Genomic DNA, 19820 nt, shown 5'->3' with positions numbered 1-19820 from the left:
GGGCAACCCCAGTCTTTACGTCGTAAATAAGATTGCTACCCTTTTAAGCTTTGCATATCAATCACAAAGCGATACTTCACCTCTCCTTTTAATAGGCGTTCATACGCTTCATTGATGTCTTGCATGTTAATCAATTCGATATCCGAGGTGATGTTATGTTCGCCACAGAAGTCCAGCATTTCTTGTGTTTCTTGGATACTTCCGATGGTCGATCCGGCGAAGTTCTTACGTGCAGGAATCAAGCTAAATGGTGCGATTGGCAGCGGATGTTCCGGCGCACCGACCAAAGCCAATGTACCATCCACTTTCAACAGTTTCAGATATGCATTCACATCATGCTGCGCCGACACACAGTCTAACACAAAATGGAGTGTATTGGCATGCGCTTTCATCTGCGCCTCATCGGTCGATAAGATTACTTCATCAGCGCCTAAGCGTTTTGCATCCTCCACCTTTGATTGTGATGTGGTAATCACGACCACATGCGCGCCCATTGCTTTGGCAAGCTTAACCCCCATATGTCCCAAACCTCCGATACCAACAATCCCTACCTTTTGGCCGGGTCCCACCTGCCAGTGTTTCAAGGGCGACCAAGTCGTCACACCGGCACACAACAAAGGTGCTGCGGCCGCCAAATCCAAATTTGCGGGCACCCGTAGCACGAAATCCTGATCCACAACAATACGTTCAGAATAACCGCCAAACGTCTGTTTATTCAAGTGTTTATCCGCACCATTATAGGTTTGAATATTACCTTTTTCGCAATACTGCTCACTTCCCTTTTTACACTGTTCACATTCCCGGCAGCTATCCACCATACACCCCACAGCAGCCAAGTCTCCTACTTTAAATTTTGAAACGTTAGGCCCCACTTTCGTCACACGTCCCACGATTTCATGTCCCGGAACATTCGGATACACGGTGCCACGCCATTCGTTGCGGGCTGTATGCAAGTCAGAGTGACAAACACCACAATATAGGATATCAATCTCTACATCATTGTCGGTTGTCTCACGACGATCAATTTGCATTTGATGCAGTGCGGAAGCCGGTGCATCTGTACCAAAAGCTTTTACAGAAATTGTATGCATTATTTTTCGTTTTTAGATAGTAAACAATATAGCAATAAGCCGATTTAGCTTGACACTAATTTACGATATGTCTGCGATAGATTTTCAGTAGAATTAATTTTTTCTTTCTAAATTCGTCTCCATATATTATCCCAACAGCAAGAAAGAAATGGAAATACCGGGCACCAACACCAGCAATAACCTGATTTTTAGAGATGCTACACGCGATGATTTACCGATCGTTGTTTCGATTTACAACTCGACAGTTCCATCGCGCTTGGTGACCGCAGATACCGAACCTGTAACCGTTGAAAGCCGCATTCCTTGGTTTCAAGAACATTCTCCCGAAAAAAGACCCCTTTGGGTAATCGAGGATACGACAGGAAAAATCATAGGTTGGGTCAGCTTTCAGTCCTTCTATGGGCGCCCCGCTTACGATGCCACGGTAGAGATCAGCATCTACCTGGATGAATCTACCCGCGGGCAAGGCGTGGGTACAAAGGCCTTGGAGTATGCCTTAGCGAAGGCACCTTCTTTTGGCGTGAAAACAATTTTAGCGTTCATCTTTACCCATAATGAAATTAGTTTGAAGCTCTTTGCAAAATACGGTTTTGAGACATGGGCACAGATGCCCAATATTGCCAATCTGGATGGCATTGAACGCGGCTTAACCATTCTGGGCAAGCGTATTGCGTAACCTGCTGCTGTAAACAGATACAGCGGGATGAGGACCATGAAACTATCCCAGCGCTACGTCAAGCGTCATCATAATGATAAACCCGACGATAAAACCCAGCGTGGCGATATCAGAGCTTTTGTTTTGCTGTGCTTCCGGGATGACCTCCTCGACCACTACAAAAATCATAGCGCCCGCAGCAAACGCCAAGGCGTACGGCAGTATCGGCGTAAACGTCGTAACCGCTAACGCCCCCACGACCCCAGCGATGGGTTCTACAATAGCGGAAGCTTGTCCATAGAAAAAGCTCTTCCGGCGACTCAGTCCCATACGACGTAATGGCATGGCAACAGCAATACCTTCCGGAAAATTTTGTAGACCAATACCGATAGCCAATACAACCGCTCCCCCAATAGTTGCTTCTGGAATACCCGCAGCCACACCCCCAAAAAGTACGCCCACGGCTAGTCCTTCCGGAATATTATGCAACGTAATGGCTAGAATCATTAACGTCGTCTTCTGCCACGGTGTCTTCACCCCTTCTACCTTTTGGAAGTTAACATGTAAATGTGGTAAAATCTTATCAATCGAAAACAGAAAGCCTGCTCCCATTATAAATCCAAGCACTGCGGGAACCACTTGCACAAACCCTTCCCCCTCACTCATATCAATAGCCGGAATCAATAAACTCCACACACTCGCTGCGACCATCACCCCACCTGTAAAACCCAGCATACCATCCAGCACATTTTTGTTCATCTCCTTAAAGAAGAAGACAAATGCAGCTCCCAGCGCGGTTACCAACCAAGTAAACAACGTGGCATATAACGCCGCTAATATGGGATCAATGGTTTCAAAATATGCGATTACGGATTCTATCATGCTATTGGCACTACCTGGTTTTGATGTTGATGTAGCGCTACAAAAGTACTAAGTTTAAAGAAAAAAACCGACCCATTCTAAAGATTGGGCCGGTTCACAATATAAACTAGACTAAATCGCTAAAAGAAAAGCTTGCGGATCGCCTTATTGTTGGGATCCAACAAATATATATTCCCCTCATTATCCACCGCAATATCGCTGATCGCCGCAAATTTCGCTACTTGCAACGAACCATCAACAAAACCAAAACCAGCTCCTTTGAAGATGGTCGTCACCCGACGTGTAGCCATATCCACTTCCCGAACTGCACTGTTATAGGTATCTGCCACATACATCTTCGTACCTTGATAAATTACTATACCATTTATTCCGTTGAAGTAAGCATTCGATCCAATACCATCTTGATACCCGCCTTCGGAGTACCCCACCCAGTTGATATTCTGCGTGCCGCTGACATCACGACGAGCAACACCATTGCCACTATTCGAGTTTTGATCTGCCCAATATATAGCACCTGACGCATCCACTGCCGGTCGTGCACTTACCCAGCTCGGTCCATTAATCTTCGAATAGTTCCCTGTATTATTCACCCGATTCATGCCCGCAGAAAATCCCGCTACATTCACATAAAGGACACCTGCATTATCGATCGTTAATTTACCCGGAGAGAAACCACTCGCGTAAACCGACCGTTGTCCGCCAGCTGTAATTTTGATGATCTGGTTCGCCGTCTGATCACCTATATAAATATTATTCTGCTTATCGATCACAATACCGGACGGCATACCAAAGGTCGCATCTTGACCATTAACCTTTAAAATTGATAGGTCACCCGACGGTGTTATCTTCTTCACCACCTTTTCTGCAGCATCTGTCACGTAAACGTTTCCTTGCTGATCGACAGCTATACTACCTAAATTATTACTCAATGCATTGCTCGATGGGCCACCGATCAAGGTCATGATCCCGGCTCTCCGGAAAGGTTTGGGCGATACCGCCTCTTGGCCACCCACCACGACCTTAATATCACCGGTAGTCAATCCTGCTGGTGCATCCAGCACCAAGGAGGTCTCCGTTGCTGTTTTCACAGCAGCCAACACACCGTTGAAATACACTTTATTTTCCAGCGCTACCGCGCTAAAACCTGTTCCTTTGATGGTCACCGCTGTTCCCGTAAGGCCGTTATCCGGGCTTACCGAGGAGATCCCTAGCGTTTGATCTTTAAACAGCGGTCCCGTACTTGCTTGATCATTCACCACAACGCGAATCGCACCAGAACCGGTTCCCCCAGGAACGATAAGCTTCAATTGATTTTCTGTTGCCTCCGCCAATGGAACCAATACATTGTTGATGTATACACTATTCTCATCCAACAACTTGCTAAACAACGACCCCGTAATCACCATCTCCGTTCCTTTGGGTCCGCTAAGCGGCGTTACTGTCTGTATAACCGGTTTATCAACGACCGTGAAGGTCGGGCCCGTTGTTTTCTGCTCATTGATACTCACCGATAAAGCACCCGTCGTTACCCCTTCCGGGGCACGCACCACCAAGCGCTCCGGTGTTGCTTCTACAATCGTTGCCATCTGACCGTTGAACTCCACCTTATTATTCGCAGCCAGGGCCTCAAATCCTTCCCCGGTGATCACCACATTCGTTCCCTTCCCCCCGGTTAACGGTTTAATGCTATGAATCGCCTGATAGATAAAATTTTGCCCTTTTGCTTCCTTGCCATCAACCTTGACCATTACAGCACCTGTTCCCGCTTCATTCGGCACCTCCGCTACAATCAACGTATCCGTTAAGCTAACCACCAAGGCTTTCTTATAATTGATATACACCGCAGCCGGGCTTTCAACACTTCCAAAACCAGCCCCGCCGATGCGAATCTGAGAGCCGGCCGGCCCATTGGTCGGAAACACCCGAACCACGCTCAGGTCTTGATAGGTATATGTTCCGATAGGCAGTACTTTATCCCGGTATTTCACGTCCAAATTTCCGGACGCAGCGCCCACCGGCATACGCAACACGAGTGCCGTCGCTGTTGCACTGATTACTTCCGCTGACTTCCCCCCAATTGTCGCCTGATAATCGCCAATCGACGTCCCAAATCCTTCCCCCTCAATGGTGACCAACGTTCCTGCCTTACCCGAATTCGGATAATAGCTCGTCACCTTTAATTCCACCTGAGGTGGTACATCTTCCTTTTTCTCACAACTTACCGTTCCTATCACGAGCGCTAGAAACAAGAGCAAAAAATGATTATATCTTTCCATAAATAGTTTGTTAAAAAGTATATCGAACTCCAAATTGCACCTGTGCACGACTATTAAAATAGTCTATACTATAAGGTGATCCTGGATCCCTGAATGTAAACACCGGCCAGCTATCCGCATTCTGCTGCGGTCCGAACAGCGTTGGCGTAAGCCCCACACTGCTTGTTGAATTAAATGTATTGGGTGAAAAATATTGTACACCCCATTTTTTATACAACAGATTCGTAACATTCATAATATCCGCCGAAAACGTAATAAACTGTCCCTTTGATTTACCGATATATAAATCGTGCGCAATACGCACATCCGCCTGTACATTCCATGGCGTACGTCCTTTATTTCGTTCCGTAAAGTCACCACGACGACTGCTCAGGTATTCGTTACCATCAATAAACTTATTGAAAGCATCTGCTTGCTGTTGTGCCGTTTGTCCGCCCGCAATGTCTTTGAAATAACGAACGGCTTCCATCGATTCCGGAATATAAACCAAGCTCACCTGCTGGGGCAATCCCTGAATGTTTCCATTCACCAAACCATAGGTAAAAGGAGAACCGGATTGCGCACTGAAGAACAAGGTCACCTGTGTACGTCCCGCATCCCGCCACGTATGGCTGTAGTTAAAACTACTTACAATACGGTGTCTAATATCAAAATTACTGTTCGCCAAGGTCGGATTATTAGGTATCAAGGATTGATTCAACTGCCAGTTACTCTCCATGGAGTTACGCACCCCATTACTCAGGTCCTTGGATTCGCCATAGGTATAGCTCGCCGTACCATGGAAACCACCGATCTGTTTGCTCACTGTTCCCGTTAAGCTGTATCGATACCCTTGATTCGTATTACTCAACAGGTAAACATTGGAGAAACGATTGTCCACTGTGCCGCTATAAAACGGTTGGCGATGTGCTTTATCGTATCCATACCACAGCGGATTATCCTGGTTGTTGAGTTGCTGGAAAAGAACATCACTGATGTTCTTGGTATACATCGCTTCTACTGTAAATTTCCACTTGTCCGCAGTTTCATAATCTACCCCCAAACTACCCCGCAATACCTGTGGTAATGTAAAGCCATTATCCACGAGATCTACTTGTGTTTTACCACTATTGGGGTTGCTTACATCGGCACCATTTTGTGCAATAAAATCAGCCAACCCATTTGGGCTCGGTTTTATGGCATCACTGCCCGGAACAAACGGTTTTTGATCCGCACGTTGATCGAATCCACCAAAAGAATCCCCTGTATTGTAGTAGGCATAGGCAAGCCAAGCAAAAGGAATTCGCCCGGTAAATAAACCAGCACCACCGCGCACCACCAAATTACGATCATCCAACAGCTCCCAACGGAAGCCCACCCGTGGCGATAGTTGCACTTTATTCAAGAAATCATTTTTAATGCGTGCAATAGGTGTATAGCTGTAGGTGGTTCCAAAGTACGGATCAGCCGCCATAGTTTTCACCTTTTCACTAAGCGTAGGCATCGTTGGTAGCTGTGCAAAATCCGCTCGTAAGCCCGGCGTCACTCGAAAACGATCGCTCACGCGAATCTCATCCTGCACGTACAAGCTATACATATTCACATTAAAATCTGCGGCCGGATTATCCAGCAGGTAATTGCGCGAATTATTGCTGTAGTTATAACTACCGCGCACCCGATACGGGTTATTGGAAACAAAATCCTCTATACTATTGTAATCCACGCGGCCATTCCAGGCATTTACAAAACCGTACCGAATGCCGTACAACTCATTATGCGTTCCGAACAACAACTTATGGCGTCCCAAATTCCAATTTAAGTTTGCCGTCAGCTCCCAGGTACGCTGTTGCATATTAAAGATACTCGCCTCCCGGTCAGTGCCCAGATAAATCGTTGTGCCCGGTGTGCGTCCTTGTATCTGCACCTGCGGCAAGGTCGGGTCACTTAACGGATCCCGGCGATCATTGACCACCGTAAATCCCAGCACCGCATTTCCGGACAAGTTATTCCGAAAACGGCTCTTTAGCTCCGCGACCGTGCTACTCTGGTTATTCGTTTGCTGAAACGCCATGCTACTGAAACGAAAATCTTGCTGATCGCGATCCATATGTGTCGCCTTACTGCGAATCGTATTATTACGCACCGCTAACTGATGGCGATCGTTGATATTCCAATCCACCCGATTGAAAAACTTAATTGATTTCGACCAGTTCGTATAGATATCCGCTGTACCGACATCAAAAATATCCCCATACCGATCTTTGGCTTGTTGCGCTATAAGTTGCGCATCCGACGCACTAAGAATAGATGCGGTCTCGATCGTACCCACCGCAAGTTGCGTCGGGTCTTGACGACGTGTGATCTCTTCATTGCTAAAGAAGAATAATTTGTTTTTTATAATCGGAAAACCAATTCGAAAACCACCTTGATAATCGTAGAAATCGCTATTCATTTTTCCCAGCGACCCCACACGATCCTTACCGGTTAAGGCTGCATTTCGGCCATAACCATATACCGAGCCTTCAATTTTATTGGTTCCACTACGGGTTACTGCATTGACCGATCCCCCCGTAAAATTACCAATCTTGACATCATATGGCGCCAGGTAGACCTGCATATCTTGAATCGCGTCAATCGATATCGGATTGGTACGCGTGCTGCTTCCAGCCATCCCTGAGGTACCTGTCTGTCCCCCGAGCGACGGACTAAACCCTATCGCATCGTTATTGATCGCACCATCTATCGTCACATTGTTGTACCTGAAATTTGTACCACCAAAGCTGTTGTCGCGACTCCCTTGTGGTGTCAGGCGTGTGACATCCGTAATCGATCTGTTCACCGTCGGCATCGAACGCACCTGTTCCCCACTAATATTCTTGCCTGCGCCATAATCATCAGCCCGTTGGCGTGCGACACGGGAGGTGACAACCACCCCTTCCAAAGCCTGAGCAACGCCACTCAGCACCAGATCCAGCTGCTGTGCTGCCCCCAGTCTCACCTGGATATCATTCCGCTCCGCGGCTTCCATACCCACCATTGTAACAACCACCTGGTAGGGACCACCAATACGCAGATTATTTAAGGTATAGCGCCCATCCCGATCGGTCGACAAAGCGTATCGCGTACCCGAAGGCGTATGTACCGCAACAAGAGATGCGCCGACCAAAGGCTCTCCTTTGCTATTGGACACACGTCCGGTCAAAGCGCCGCTGGTCTCTTGTGCCATCACACCTGTTCCCCATAAAAATAAGAGGACGAACAACAGGAATGCCCAGACCATGGTTACCCCTTTAGCAATTCTTATACTTCTCACTCCACTCGTCTCTCTAACACTTCTAACTTCTCTTACTCTCTTCATTTTCATTCCTTTTTTTAAGGTAATCGCCAGCCTACTGCGTGAGTCGCAACGTGCCATTGATTACATGTAAAATTCCATTTCCTGTGAGCATATCCTGTTTTGTCAAGAGGACATCTGTGGTATTACCGATTCCCCGCAAGCTGATTCCCGAGAATGCCCCGGGCGAGCTTGGATTCGGCACCAACCGGACCGTCACACTATTCCCATTCATCATCCCCTGCTGCGCAGTATTTGATGGACCAGCACTCCATACATAATCGTATACAAAGCGGCGATCACGCACAATGTGGTAGGAAATCAGATCCAACAATACTTTTGGATCGGTCTTTTCAATCTGTTCCACGGATGCATAACCGATCGACTGCATGGCTGTATTAACAGGAGCAAACACGGTGTAAGGCCCCGTCTGTCGCAGCTGTTCCAGCATGCCTGAAGTACGCAGCGCCTGCGTAAACAAGGTAATGCTCGCATCGGCCGCTAAGGCATCCACCAACACATCGTGCACGTACGGGGTCAATACCCGATCCAGTACCTGCACCAAGCCATTGGATGCCGGAAGATTGGTGGACAATATCCGAGCACCATTCAATGTCAATACGGTATCTTGCCCTTTCACCCAATGTGTAGCGAACATTTTACCACCCCGTGAGCGGAGTTCCTGATTAAAGGCAAAAGGAAGCTTGTTCAACTCGTACTTACCATCCAGCGTATGGTAATTGGCTATACGGGATACCACGGTATTGCTCGCACTCAATACGGCCGTTGGCCCCGCATACCCAGCCGCAATAAAAGCGGCATCCGAAGGAGCCAATACCGTGAAGGGACCTTCCCCAGCGTTGAGCACCTTATCCATTCCACTCTTCCGCAGTGCAGCGGAAAAACTAGATAAGTTAAAGTTATCAGCGATAACCAGATTCAACTTATTGTTATCGAAATCACTCATCTGCTGTGCATCTTTCTCGCAACTTGCACCGAGGAGAAGAACCAGAAAAAAACTGCTTAATCGTTTACTATATTTTAAAGCGATTGCCATATCCTATTTAAGTTTAAAACCTTTCGGTAGTAAGAGATTATCCACCACATGAATGGGACCATTCAACGTTAATATATCCGACTCCACGATATGTGCCGTGGGCTGTCCCGACTCTTTAAAATGCAGTCCCAATGTTCCATTATTTGAGCTAAATGCAAAAGGCATCTTATAGGCGTAACGTATCTGTGCCGTTCCCCCGATATTCACAAAATAGTCGTGGATAAACGGGGCAGCCAAGTCATTACTAAAGAAGACCGTTTGATTTCCCCTAGCCATACCATATGCAGGATCCTGTGGGGCATAAAATCGGGCCCAATTTCGGTGTGCATCCACAATAGTATCCATCACAAAATGACCAGCCGGCTGAAACATATTCTCATCAAAACGTACATCATTCCGTTCCGAATTCAGCGCCATTACGGCATCAATACTGGTTAAGCCTGCTTTTTTGAAGGCATCATCTGTCGGCGCAAACAACGTGGTAATGGTAATATTGGGATCCGCATAGTTGGGATCTGATGCTATTGTTATGTCCCAAAATTGACGGTAGGCGTAACGGACAGATGGATAGTACATCCAATACTCTTCCGGCGTCACGTCATACCCGTACCAATACGACATTTCCCGCACCATCGTCTCTACAAAAATATCATCCATCTGGCGCTGCATTTCCAGGAAAATGGTAAACCGGCCATCCGCTTCCATCACTTGAAGCGCCGTTTTTGTTGGTTTCTCGATGTTATTTTCCATAAAGATGACCGCGCCATTCGTCGCTAACTGGTGATTCAGTTTCCCCATCGACTTCCCGTTCACCAAGAGATTCCCTGCCGCATTTAATGCGAGGTAATGCTTATAGCGATACTTATCGTGACGCTGCCCCCACACATTGGGTTCATCATAGAATGGAACGCGTAGTTCTGGATTCACTAACATCGAACGCATTGGCATACTTTCCGGGCGCAACTGATCCTTCCGCAGCGTCCCCAAAATCGTATAAAACATCATTAAACTATCCACATCGGCTGTCGGCATCGCATCAATCTTAGCGGCCGTAATCCCAATTTTTGTCCAAGCTGCGTCGTTCGGAACAAACAACGTATAGGTGGTATTCACGCCCATCCGGCTCAGGCTATCCTTGACTCGGCTTTTGTCCCAAGCCTTCCGAAAGATACTGGCACTGGCTTCACCAGCAAGCAGCTCTCCGACCTTCTTGGTCGCCTCTTCCTGATGCGGTACTTGTTCCCCTTCCGGGGCCGGCATAAATTCATTTTTTTGACATCCTACCGTACACATCAATGTGCCGAAGAGCATCATACTGTATATAAAATCGTTTAGTAATCGTTTCATTTTATTTACTTCTTAAGGGCTTGTCCCGGTTTCACCAAACCTGTCTCTAAATTGTGTACCACACCATTGGTGCACAGAAAATCTACCTTGGCACGCTGACGATACTCCACCCGTGCTATGATCTGTGCGAAGACATCATCGCTGCTTTTGAGCTCAAGATTGTATCCTAAAATCCATTCGGGGTATGAGGTATTACTAAAATAAGTCATCACATAGGGGCTCCCTTTGAGCTTATAGCTATATCGCCCATCTGCGTTAATCGTCGAAAAAACCTTCGAATCTGATATAAAAAAATGCTTATTGTAGATAATGTATGTCCCGAATAATTCTTCAGCATTGTACTTCGCAACATCCATCGTCGCGAGTACCTCTTCCGTTATGCCGAGACTTTCCAATGCTTTATTCGTTGGGGCGAAGACGGTAAAAGGCCCTGCGGTACCAAACTGTTCCCAAAGGCCAAATTTTTTCAGTCCGGCAACAAAAACACGGTATTCCGGTTTTGCCGTTAGCAGGGCTTGGATATTGGTTTCAAACTGTGGTTTCATCACCTTATCCAGCACATATAAAACGCCGTTTGCTAACCCCACATCCTTGCGCAGCACACTCGCTCCATCGAAAAAGAGATCATTGACCGCTGAGCCACCCGTCGGATTAAAGCTCGCTAATGACGTATGTAGCGAAGTTCCTTCCAAGGTCGCGTAACGGACATCTACCCCATTCGCCGGAATATCGGCTAAAAACATACGACGTGGCAGCACATGATATTTTATAATCCGACGCAGGCTGTCCTGATTCATTCTATCAAAATCAGTCGGTCTGAACACGCCGATTTCATTAAAAGCAACATCATTCGGCACCAACACCGTAAAAGGTCCCTCTTGATTAAGTTCCGCCGCAAGCCCCGTCTTTTGCAGTGCCGCATGGAAAAGTGTCATCTCAAAATTGTTCTTGATAAAATCTGCCGCTGGTCGAATATTTTCATTGGGTGTCACTACCGTTAGATCCGGATGTTCACAAGAAGCCACAAAGCACGTGGCAAAAAGGAAAATAGTATGTAAAAATCTATGTTTCATTTCAAAATCTCCTGGCTATGAATTAATAAATTGGGGGTGCAAATTTCCGTTGGATCGTCGTCATGTAAATACGTCCATTCACCACCTCCAGTGTATTGACCGTGGCAAATGTTCGCGGGTTATGAATACCGGAGTGCACATTCACCAGCATATTCGGCAGCATTGTCCCATTATCGGGGCTGGTCAGGTTGACCTTACCATTCAACAAGCAATTGACCACCGCCCAATTCCCTTCGGTATTTGATGTCGTACTATGAATCGGGTTATTGGTTATGTCCATTCCCGGTACAAAAAAATCAAATCGTTGCCACATAGTGGTTTGGATACCATTGGTCTTGCTACTGGCCCACAGTGGGAAGCTCACATAAGGAGCAACGGCCGAGGAGCTATTATTACGTACGACACGCGTCATGTACTTCCCTTTGTAACCCGGTACTGTAGGGGCCATGTGGCTCAAGACGCCCTGATCTTCATAGAGGGATAAAAAAATATTCATTTCCTCTTTTATTCCCCCCATAAAACTACGCAGTCGATAATCGCCATCTTTCAAACTGGCGTCCGCCTCCACAAAACCTTTCGCACTCATATTGTAGAAATTCACATACACCAAAGAGTCAGAAAGCGGCAACTTATGGAAGTTTTCCTCCCGTAATAACAAACCGTGCTCTTTGGTGACAAAATCTTTCTGCAAAAGGTGCAAGGTATATACCTCCTTACTTCCCAAATTAATGACCGTATCGATTAGAATATCTTTCTTCAGATGACTTTCCAACTGTAGGAAAGGAACGGTATTCTTAGGACGGTACGCAAACACGATGCGCAACGATCCCGAAGGTACCTGCGCCCAACTACTGAGATCAAACCCATTCAACATGGGGGCAACCAACACATTCCTTTTACCTGGATATTCTGGATTATCCAGGGACGTGCTGTTACCAATATGTGAGGGATAGGGCGGCGCATAGGCATCGCGTTTATCAAAGAAGTCCCCGATAACTTCTGCACCTGTGATCTCGCCCGTCGCATCCATCGTCGGATTAATCAGCATACAGAAGTACGGTACTTTATCATCCTTACTGCCCAAGGTCTGCACATAATTCAGGTTATTAAACACCCGTAAGTAAGCCGGTTCCTTAATTTCAGTATATTCTACCTTGGTACATCCAATGATACATAATGCGCATATTGAAAGTAGAGCTATGTAGATCTTTATTCGTTGATTTTTCATTATTTCGTGTGTTTTATAATGATCATTCGTGCTTTATTTGTCGGCGTAGCTGTGTTTCCGGTATGTCCGATCAATGCCACCGTATACACACCAGGCTCCTGTATAGGCAACGGTCGGTTCGGGCGCAGGTACAGCGCTTCATTGGCTATAAATCGCTGATGCGAAAGCGAAGCAATATCGCTGGCCCATAATCCCGGCACCACCTCTGGTGTGGACCGATACGCCATGATATCAAACGGGGTTTGGACATTCCCTAGATCCATATATGGTCCCTCCAACTTTGGCAGACCTGGCTGCAGATTTTGATTCGGCAAACTACTCCCAACACCACTGTTACCTAGCTGTCCATTATTCAGCGTGAAGGTGATATAGGGATTTCCTACAGCGAGGTTTAAAAAGCGTTTAAAAAAGAAGAATTGGTGTTGCGTCCGTGCAAAAGTGCCATCATCGGTAGCACCTGTAAATACGGCACCACTCAGGTCATTCGCAACAGCCAGCAGCCTCGGGCTGCCATCTGCATTAGGGTGCAGCCAAAAGGTATAATTCTGGGCAGGTTGCAACACTTGATCTAAGCTTGCCAGTACCTGTCCCCCCGCATCGACGGCTTCAACTTTATACGTACCATGGATTTGAACACTGTAATCTGTCGCTTCGCCAAAGGAGACCTTTTCTCCGACCGTTTTTCCGTTTACCTTAAACGAGACCGCCTTATCGGTATATGCATTTGCCCCCTGTAGACGTACATAAGTTTGATTGGCAGGAGCAGATACATCCGTTATAACCTGAAAAGAGTTCTGGTATAACCACGAGGTATTCCCAATTTCGTCTACAATATAATCGTAGCGTTGGGGGGTGACCACAATTGTATAAACACCACCCGGTTGGTAGGTTTTTACGGCTGCATAGTGTAGGTTCGTTAACTTCGCATGATCCAGTGGTATCGTCGAAGAAGCGGGGTCGATAACTTTATATTCGGCACGTTCATTTCCCAAGGAGGGTACCTGACGACCATCTCCTACTAACACCTTAAATTGATAGGTGCCATAGGGAAGCTCAATGTATTCGGAGGCTTTGACTTGCGTACTCACCTGGTTTGTTTTGTTATGAACAAGCGTACCATCGGCATAGGCTAAAGATACCGGTCCTTTCAAATCTTCCTGCATGCCGGTAAGCCCCATGGTGAGGCGCTTTATTTCGCCTCCCAGGTTCACGATACGAATCTTAAAATGATCAGGTTTCGAGGGACTGGATACATCTCTCGGCACTTCCACAACCTCAGGTTGCCCATTCATAAAGAGATGATTTAACAGGTAATAATCCGTTGGATGCGCATAATTCTCCTGAACTTTTACCCGCATATCCATATCGCCCGCGCTTTGGTAATTGCGAAGGCTGATTTGCAGATCCAATTGTTGCTGTTGATCAAACAGATCCTGCGGAATGGTCCACGTTTTCCCCAACCGCCCATCGGTTGGAAAATATGAAGTACCGGGATATTTGTAGTAATCCGGATTATTCGAATTTCGCGTTACAAAATTTGTTAAGCTATCGCCATTGGCTATAACCTGATTGTAACCCACCAGGTTGACAATACGGACCTGCGATCCTTTCCGAGCTTCCGTTGTTGGCCTGTTATCGGGTTTCAGGTCTAATTTTTCCTTTTTGCAACTTACCGCTAACGGAAGTAAAAGGATATATAAGATAAGTTTCTTCATAACTAAAACAGGTTATAGGTAAAGCCCATCATGATCTCGGTGCCTCTTTTGAAACTCCGGTTGATATATTCATTACCATACCACTTACCGCCTGTTTGCGGGTTCGCATATACAGTCTTATTTGCTGGGTTGATTATATTTTTGGCATATCCCTTAAAGATGATACGTTTGTTTATACGCTGACTAAAGACAAAGTCGAGGTACGGTACCGGCTGGGTATATAAATCAGGTTCCCCGGTCAGGTTGATCTGCACCAGGCGCTCTCCGACCATGTTAAATGTCAAGGTAAGGTCGGTTCCCGACTTATCGTTATCATAATTCAACCATCCGTTAATAGAATAGGGTGCTTGCTCAAAGAGTGGACTATTTTTCGGGGCGTGGCGATCCAGGGATCGATTTGCTTCATACCGTTCTTCCGTTTTCTTGATTTCACTTTGTGCCAACAAGAGGTTACTTCCCAGGAAGAAATGCTGCAAAGGCGCAATTAATGTTCCCAAGTTCTTTACGACCTCAAACTCCAATCCCCACACCCGACCGATATTAGGGTCGTTCTGGAACTGTATGGTTGGAAACTCCGGATAAGTTGCTGCCAATCCTTGTGTTTTCAGGTTAAACACCTTAACCAGCTGGTTCTCGATGCGCTTACCAAAGGCTGACACCGCAATAACCTCCCCTTTAGCGGGGAACCATTCCCAACGGAAATCCGCATTCTGGGTATACTGATTTTTCAGGTCTGGATTTCCGACCACCAAACCCATCTGAAAGGCGTCAAACTCAAAGACATTGGTTATTTCACGCAGTTCCGGGCGCGCCAACGTGGTATTAAAGGCCCCTCTAAAATTCATGTTGTCGTTGAGCGTAAAGGTCGCATTGACGGAATAGAAGGGTTTGTATCCGGTCTTGTATACTGAATTTGGGTTGATGGGATTCAGTGGGATACGCGATCCATCCGGCGACACCGCTGTCAACGAAGGATCAAGAAACACGCCCACGGTATCAACCGAAGAGCCGATATTGGTCATCTCGAAACGCACGCCCCCCGCCATACGAAAGCGCTTTGCTAGTTTCAGATCCACCATACCATATAACGCATTCGTCTCGTAGTATCCGGTATAGTTGTTCGGCGACTTCTGACTGTTGTATAAGAAACCACCCACTGGCATCATCCCCTCGCCTTGTCCGGCAGCAGGCAGGTGCACGCCAATAATTTCATTGCTGACCAAGCGGTCCAAGTTACCGGCCACATCATACAGCGGTACTGCTTTATTGGAGGTAAAATTTGATCCAGGCAAGAACAATTGGTTTTCCGTGAATGCACGATCCCTGAACAGGTAGTTCACCCCCGTCTTGAATTCTTGCTTTTCACCCAAAATGCGGAAGGGGATGCTGAGGTCGGCTTTGTAGTTATAATTCTTCTCATCGAGGTTTCGCCAGCGACGGCCGTTTGGTTCGGCTTGCATAATACCATAGACACCAAAACCATTTACATAACCTGAAGTCAGGGCATAAAGATGCTCCGAATAAACACGCGCGTCACCACCATTATCGGCTCCTACTGTCGGTCGGTAATACCAACCACCACCACGCGGCATATAATCCACCAGGCTGGCAAATCGAAAATCAGGATCATTTTGTCTCGAGCGAGAACTTGCCGCATTATAACTTAAGCGCGGGGATAGCTCGTGCTTAAAGAACTTGTGCTCTCCTTGCAGATTAAATGTATTTAAGTTCCGAAACGTTTGCTTCAGCGAATAGGTTGTGCTTTTCACCCCACCCGGCAGCCCCGTATATTCATATTTTCCCGATAGGTTCGTACCGATACTCTCTCCGCCCCAGCTACCCAGATATTGCATACTGACCTCATGCTGTGGACTAAAGCGATACGTTAATCCCGCTAGCGTACCATAATTCAAGGTCTCGGTCCCGGTATTCTCTTTATACGTTTGGTACTTCCCCATATATAAACTATTCGGTGTGATATAATTTGGAATATTACGGAAGCTGTATACATCTGGATTTCCCGTCACCACACCTTGGTAAATACTGTACTGTGTCAACTCACCGGCATTGATATCGGTTGTTCGGCGGTAATAATTCCCACCGAGAATCACCCCTATTTTATGCTTCCCATCAAAAACATTATAACTATTTCCGAAGGTTACTGAATAAAGCTGGTTAAGCGGAGCTTTGCGGTACGTGCTGGTCATCACCGGATCGAAGCCTTGCATAATACCATTAATGCGCTTCACTTCCTGATAAGCTGCCGGGCTGTAATTGCTATTGGCAATCATTCGTTGTATAGAACCCAATCCACCCGGATATTCGGTGGCTAAATTGGTAAAGTCGGTCGTCAGGTTCTTATCGTTTATCTTCGTTCCCAGTACGCCCATACCACTATTCCAGAAGCTATTGTATTGACCACCCAAACCGATATTTGAGTTCAAACCCGTCTGTGCAATGACCTCAAAGGTCATCTTGTCCGGTACAGACTTCGTTTTTAGTTCTACGATTCCCGATGCGGCATCGGCCGGTTTATCGGGAGTCACCGTTTTATAGATGGTGATATTATCGAGTAAAGAGGCCGGCACCAAGTCCAGTGGAATAGCGCTGCGATCCGGGTCCGATGAAGCGAGGCGTACCCCATTTAATTGCCCAATAACCGAGCGATCTCCCAATCCGCGTACCGCAACATATTTATCGTCTGTTACCGTGACACCGGTCACACGCTGCAACGCCTGCGTGGTTGTAATACTCCCTGTCCGCTCAATAAGCTCCGCTGATATCGCATCTTGTACGATAGCCGCTTTCTTACGCTCCTCGAGGACGGCACTCTCCGTATTCGCCTTACGTCGTGCTTGCACCGTAACCTCTACGGCATCCAATGCGGTCGAGGTAGGCACCAATTGCACCACCATATTGCGATCTGCGGCATGAACAGCAACCTCTTTTGTTTGGTGTCCCAGTAAGCTGAATACTAAGGTTTGTTTGCTTTCGGACACGGTGATTGTGAATGCTCCGGACCCGTCGGTTGTTGCCCCACCCTGCTGCCCTTTTACTTTCACGGAGACGCCCGCCAGGGGTGACCTATCGGATGTACTGATCACTTTTCCGACAAGGGTAAACTGTTGTTTTGCAACCACGGAAGGCCTCTCTTCGCGCGGAGCCTCGGTGACCACCACCAATTTGTTTTTGATAACATAGCGGTAAGGCAGGTTGGTAAAGCAAGCGGCCAGGGCCTGTTCTATAGAAGCATCCCTAACATGGATATCAATGGATTTTGCTTCTTTAAAAAGGTTGGCATCGTAAAAAAAATCATATTGACTTTGTTTACGAATTTCCTGCAAGATGGTCGGGATATTGCTATTTTGCCTGTTGAGGTTGATGCGCTGGCCAAAGGTGGACGCACTGACCTGGACTAACAAGCATGTGATAAGCATCATGGTGATTTTCATAACACGCATGCATTGATAAAGATTCATAGGTAATAAACTCTCCTTTTCCAGCTATACGGAATACATCGCCTCCATGCATGGAAGGCTAAACGAATATTTCATATATTTGCTGACGTTAATATTAGTTGATGATTTTGTTTGCGCATTGTTGTCGATAGGCTTAACAAAACTTGCCAAAGGTGTTACCAGCATCTTTGGCTCTTTTTTTGTCGTCTCTCCTGTTCTCTTTCTCTTAAGCCCCATAAAAAGTATATGTCACTATTCGGTCACTGTCATCCTCCTTTCTTTCAGTTGTATCTTCACTTTTCCGGTTGCTTGTACCATATCTATAATAGCCGATAGCGGTTGCTTGCGGGAGACAATTCCTTCAAAACGTAACTGCCCCAATTGTACTGGGCAGTCGACATCGATATCGTACCATCGTTCCACTTTTCGCAAGATGCTGTGTAGCTCTTCGCCATGAAATACAAAGTCTCCATTTTTCCAGGCGAGCTGCTGCTCCATATCTGCCGGACGCACCTGTAAGGTATGGGTCAAGACCGCCTGCTGTCCCGGGCGAAGGAGGACCGTTTGTCCATTATCCATTGCTTTTACGCGAACGCTACCTTCTACGAGCGTGGTCACTACACTCGGCTCATTGCTGTATGCATTGACATTAAAATGTGTACCCAATACTTCGATCTGCTGCTTGTCGGTATTAACATAAAAGGGCACCGAGGCGGCACCGTTGTCGGTATGTTGGTTTTGTTTTTCAATTTCAAAATACACCTCACCTGTCATCGTTACCCGACGTTGGTTTGTTGCAAACTGTACCGGGTAACGAAGTGATGAAGCCGCATTGAGGAATGCTTTGGAGCCATCAGGTAGCACCACTGTGTATTGACCACCATCGGGTGTAGAGATGGTGTTGTATGCTGTACGTGAGGGTGCAGCACCTCCGTCAGCGTGATATATAAGGTTTCCGTCTTTATCTTTCTCGATGCGGATGCCGGCCTGTTCGGCAATCGTTCCCCTGTTGGCGTCGGCTAAGGAGATAACCGTTCCATCATCCAAGGTGAGGAGTGCCTCATTTCCGCCGGGCACCACGGCAATTTCTCCATGAGCAACCGATTCAGGCAGGAGATTATCCTTAAAGCGATAGGCCACCACACTACCGGCAGCAACAAGAAACAATGAAGCAGCCACCTTTCCCCAGATCCCTAAACGAAAGGGACGCTTATCGCCCATAGAGCTAGGTTCCATTCGCTCTTTTAAGCGCAGGTAGTTTTGTTCTACGTTATGTTCCGCCGTAAATGCAGCCATAGCGAGGCCTATTTTCTTTTGCTCTTCCACTGCATCCCGAAATTGTGGATGCTCAAAAAGCCAATGTTCCCACTTCGCAATATCCTCTGCATTGCGACCCGTACAATAATTTATGAAGCTTTCGTCGCTTAATAATGCGCTTAGATCCAATTCTTCCATGTTGTATTTTTCTTATACTGAACTATAGAGCAGAAGACATTCGATTTTCACTACTGCATGGAAGATTTTTTTTAGAAAGTAGTTGGTGGTTGGTAGATCGTAGTAGTTGTTTGTTTATAGATTGTAGTTCATAGAGCGTAGTTTGTAATGAATACGTCCTACTTTGTACTAATGTAAGAGGACACGAGCCGAAGGCACGCGCCAGCGTGGGGTAGTAAGTTGGTAGATAGTAGTTGGTAGTTTGTAGGCGGGTTTATAATTCGTTTCGCT

General features: G+C 46.6%; 12 protein-coding genes. 1 reads left to right on the top strand and 11 read right to left on the bottom strand.

The window, feature by feature from the left end; translation table 11 throughout:
* Window positions 1-35: 35 nt before the first annotated feature.
* Window positions 36-1091, bottom strand: a complete 1056-nt coding sequence (locus B9Y69_RS01365) for an NAD(P)-dependent alcohol dehydrogenase (protein ID WP_085471222.1) — start codon at window positions 1089-1091, stop codon at window positions 36-38.
* A 148-nt stretch (window positions 1092-1239) separates the two neighbouring features.
* Between B9Y69_RS01365 and B9Y69_RS01360 the strand changes: the two genes are divergently transcribed.
* Complete coding sequence (locus B9Y69_RS01360; RefSeq protein WP_144036477.1) at window positions 1240-1767, top strand: GNAT family N-acetyltransferase; 528 nt, start codon at window positions 1240-1242, stop codon at window positions 1765-1767.
* A 42-nt stretch (window positions 1768-1809) separates the two neighbouring features.
* Here the strand turns inward: B9Y69_RS01360 and B9Y69_RS01355 are convergent, their stop codons facing one another.
* The 10 genes from B9Y69_RS01355 to B9Y69_RS01305 form a co-directional block, all read right to left on the bottom strand.
* Window positions 1810-2628 (bottom strand): ZIP family metal transporter, encoded by an 819-nt coding sequence (locus tag B9Y69_RS01355; protein ID WP_085471221.1) that lies wholly within the window; start codon window positions 2626-2628, stop codon window positions 1810-1812.
* 119 nt (window positions 2629-2747) lie between these two features.
* On the bottom strand, window positions 2748-4904 hold the full coding sequence (locus B9Y69_RS01350; RefSeq protein WP_085471220.1) for an IPT/TIG domain-containing protein: 2157 nt from the start codon (window positions 4902-4904) through the stop codon (window positions 2748-2750).
* A gap of 10 nt (window positions 4905-4914) precedes the next feature.
* Window positions 4915-8241: a TonB-dependent receptor gene (locus B9Y69_RS01345; RefSeq protein ID WP_234991034.1), complete on the bottom strand. Its 3327-nt coding sequence runs from the start codon at window positions 8239-8241 to the stop codon at window positions 4915-4917.
* Between the two features lie 31 nt (window positions 8242-8272).
* The gene (locus B9Y69_RS01340) at window positions 8273-9274 is read right to left on the bottom strand and encodes a fasciclin domain-containing protein (protein WP_085471218.1); all 1002 of its coding nucleotides are present in this window, start codon (window positions 9272-9274) and stop codon (window positions 8273-8275) included.
* Between the two features lie 3 nt (window positions 9275-9277).
* Window positions 9278-10621, bottom strand: coding sequence for a fasciclin domain-containing protein (locus tag B9Y69_RS01335; protein WP_085471217.1), 1344 nt, complete (start codon window positions 10619-10621; stop codon window positions 9278-9280).
* 5 nt (window positions 10622-10626) lie between these two features.
* Window positions 10627-11694: a fasciclin domain-containing protein gene (locus tag B9Y69_RS01330; RefSeq protein WP_085471216.1), complete on the bottom strand. Its 1068-nt coding sequence runs from the start codon at window positions 11692-11694 to the stop codon at window positions 10627-10629.
* Between the two features lie 22 nt (window positions 11695-11716).
* Window positions 11717-12922 carry a hypothetical protein gene (locus tag B9Y69_RS01325; RefSeq protein ID WP_085471215.1) on the bottom strand — a complete coding sequence of 402 codons (1206 nt, stop codon included), beginning with the start codon at window positions 12920-12922 and terminating at the stop codon, window positions 11717-11719.
* A complete protein-coding gene (locus tag B9Y69_RS01320) occupies window positions 12922-14637 on the bottom strand; it encodes a DUF4397 domain-containing protein (protein ID WP_085471214.1) in 1716 nt (571 codons plus the stop codon). The genes B9Y69_RS01325 and B9Y69_RS01320 overlap by 1 nt, the downstream gene beginning before the upstream one ends.
* A gap of 2 nt (window positions 14638-14639) precedes the next feature.
* A complete protein-coding gene (locus B9Y69_RS01315) occupies window positions 14640-18098 on the bottom strand; it encodes a TonB-dependent receptor (RefSeq protein ID WP_234991033.1) in 3459 nt (1152 codons plus the stop codon).
* 249 nt (window positions 18099-18347) lie between these two features.
* The gene (locus B9Y69_RS01305) at window positions 18348-19550 is read right to left on the bottom strand and encodes a FecR family protein (RefSeq protein WP_234991031.1); all 1203 of its coding nucleotides are present in this window, start codon (window positions 19548-19550) and stop codon (window positions 18348-18350) included.
* Between the last annotated feature and the right edge of the window lie 270 nt (window positions 19551-19820).

Origin of the sequence: Sphingobacterium psychroaquaticum (assembly GCF_900177625.1) — a bacterium.
Taxonomy (GTDB): Bacteria; Bacteroidota; Bacteroidia; order Sphingobacteriales; family Sphingobacteriaceae; genus Sphingobacterium; species Sphingobacterium psychroaquaticum.
Note: the sequence above shows the minus strand (reverse complement) of the source record. Positions and strands in the feature narration are given on the sequence as shown.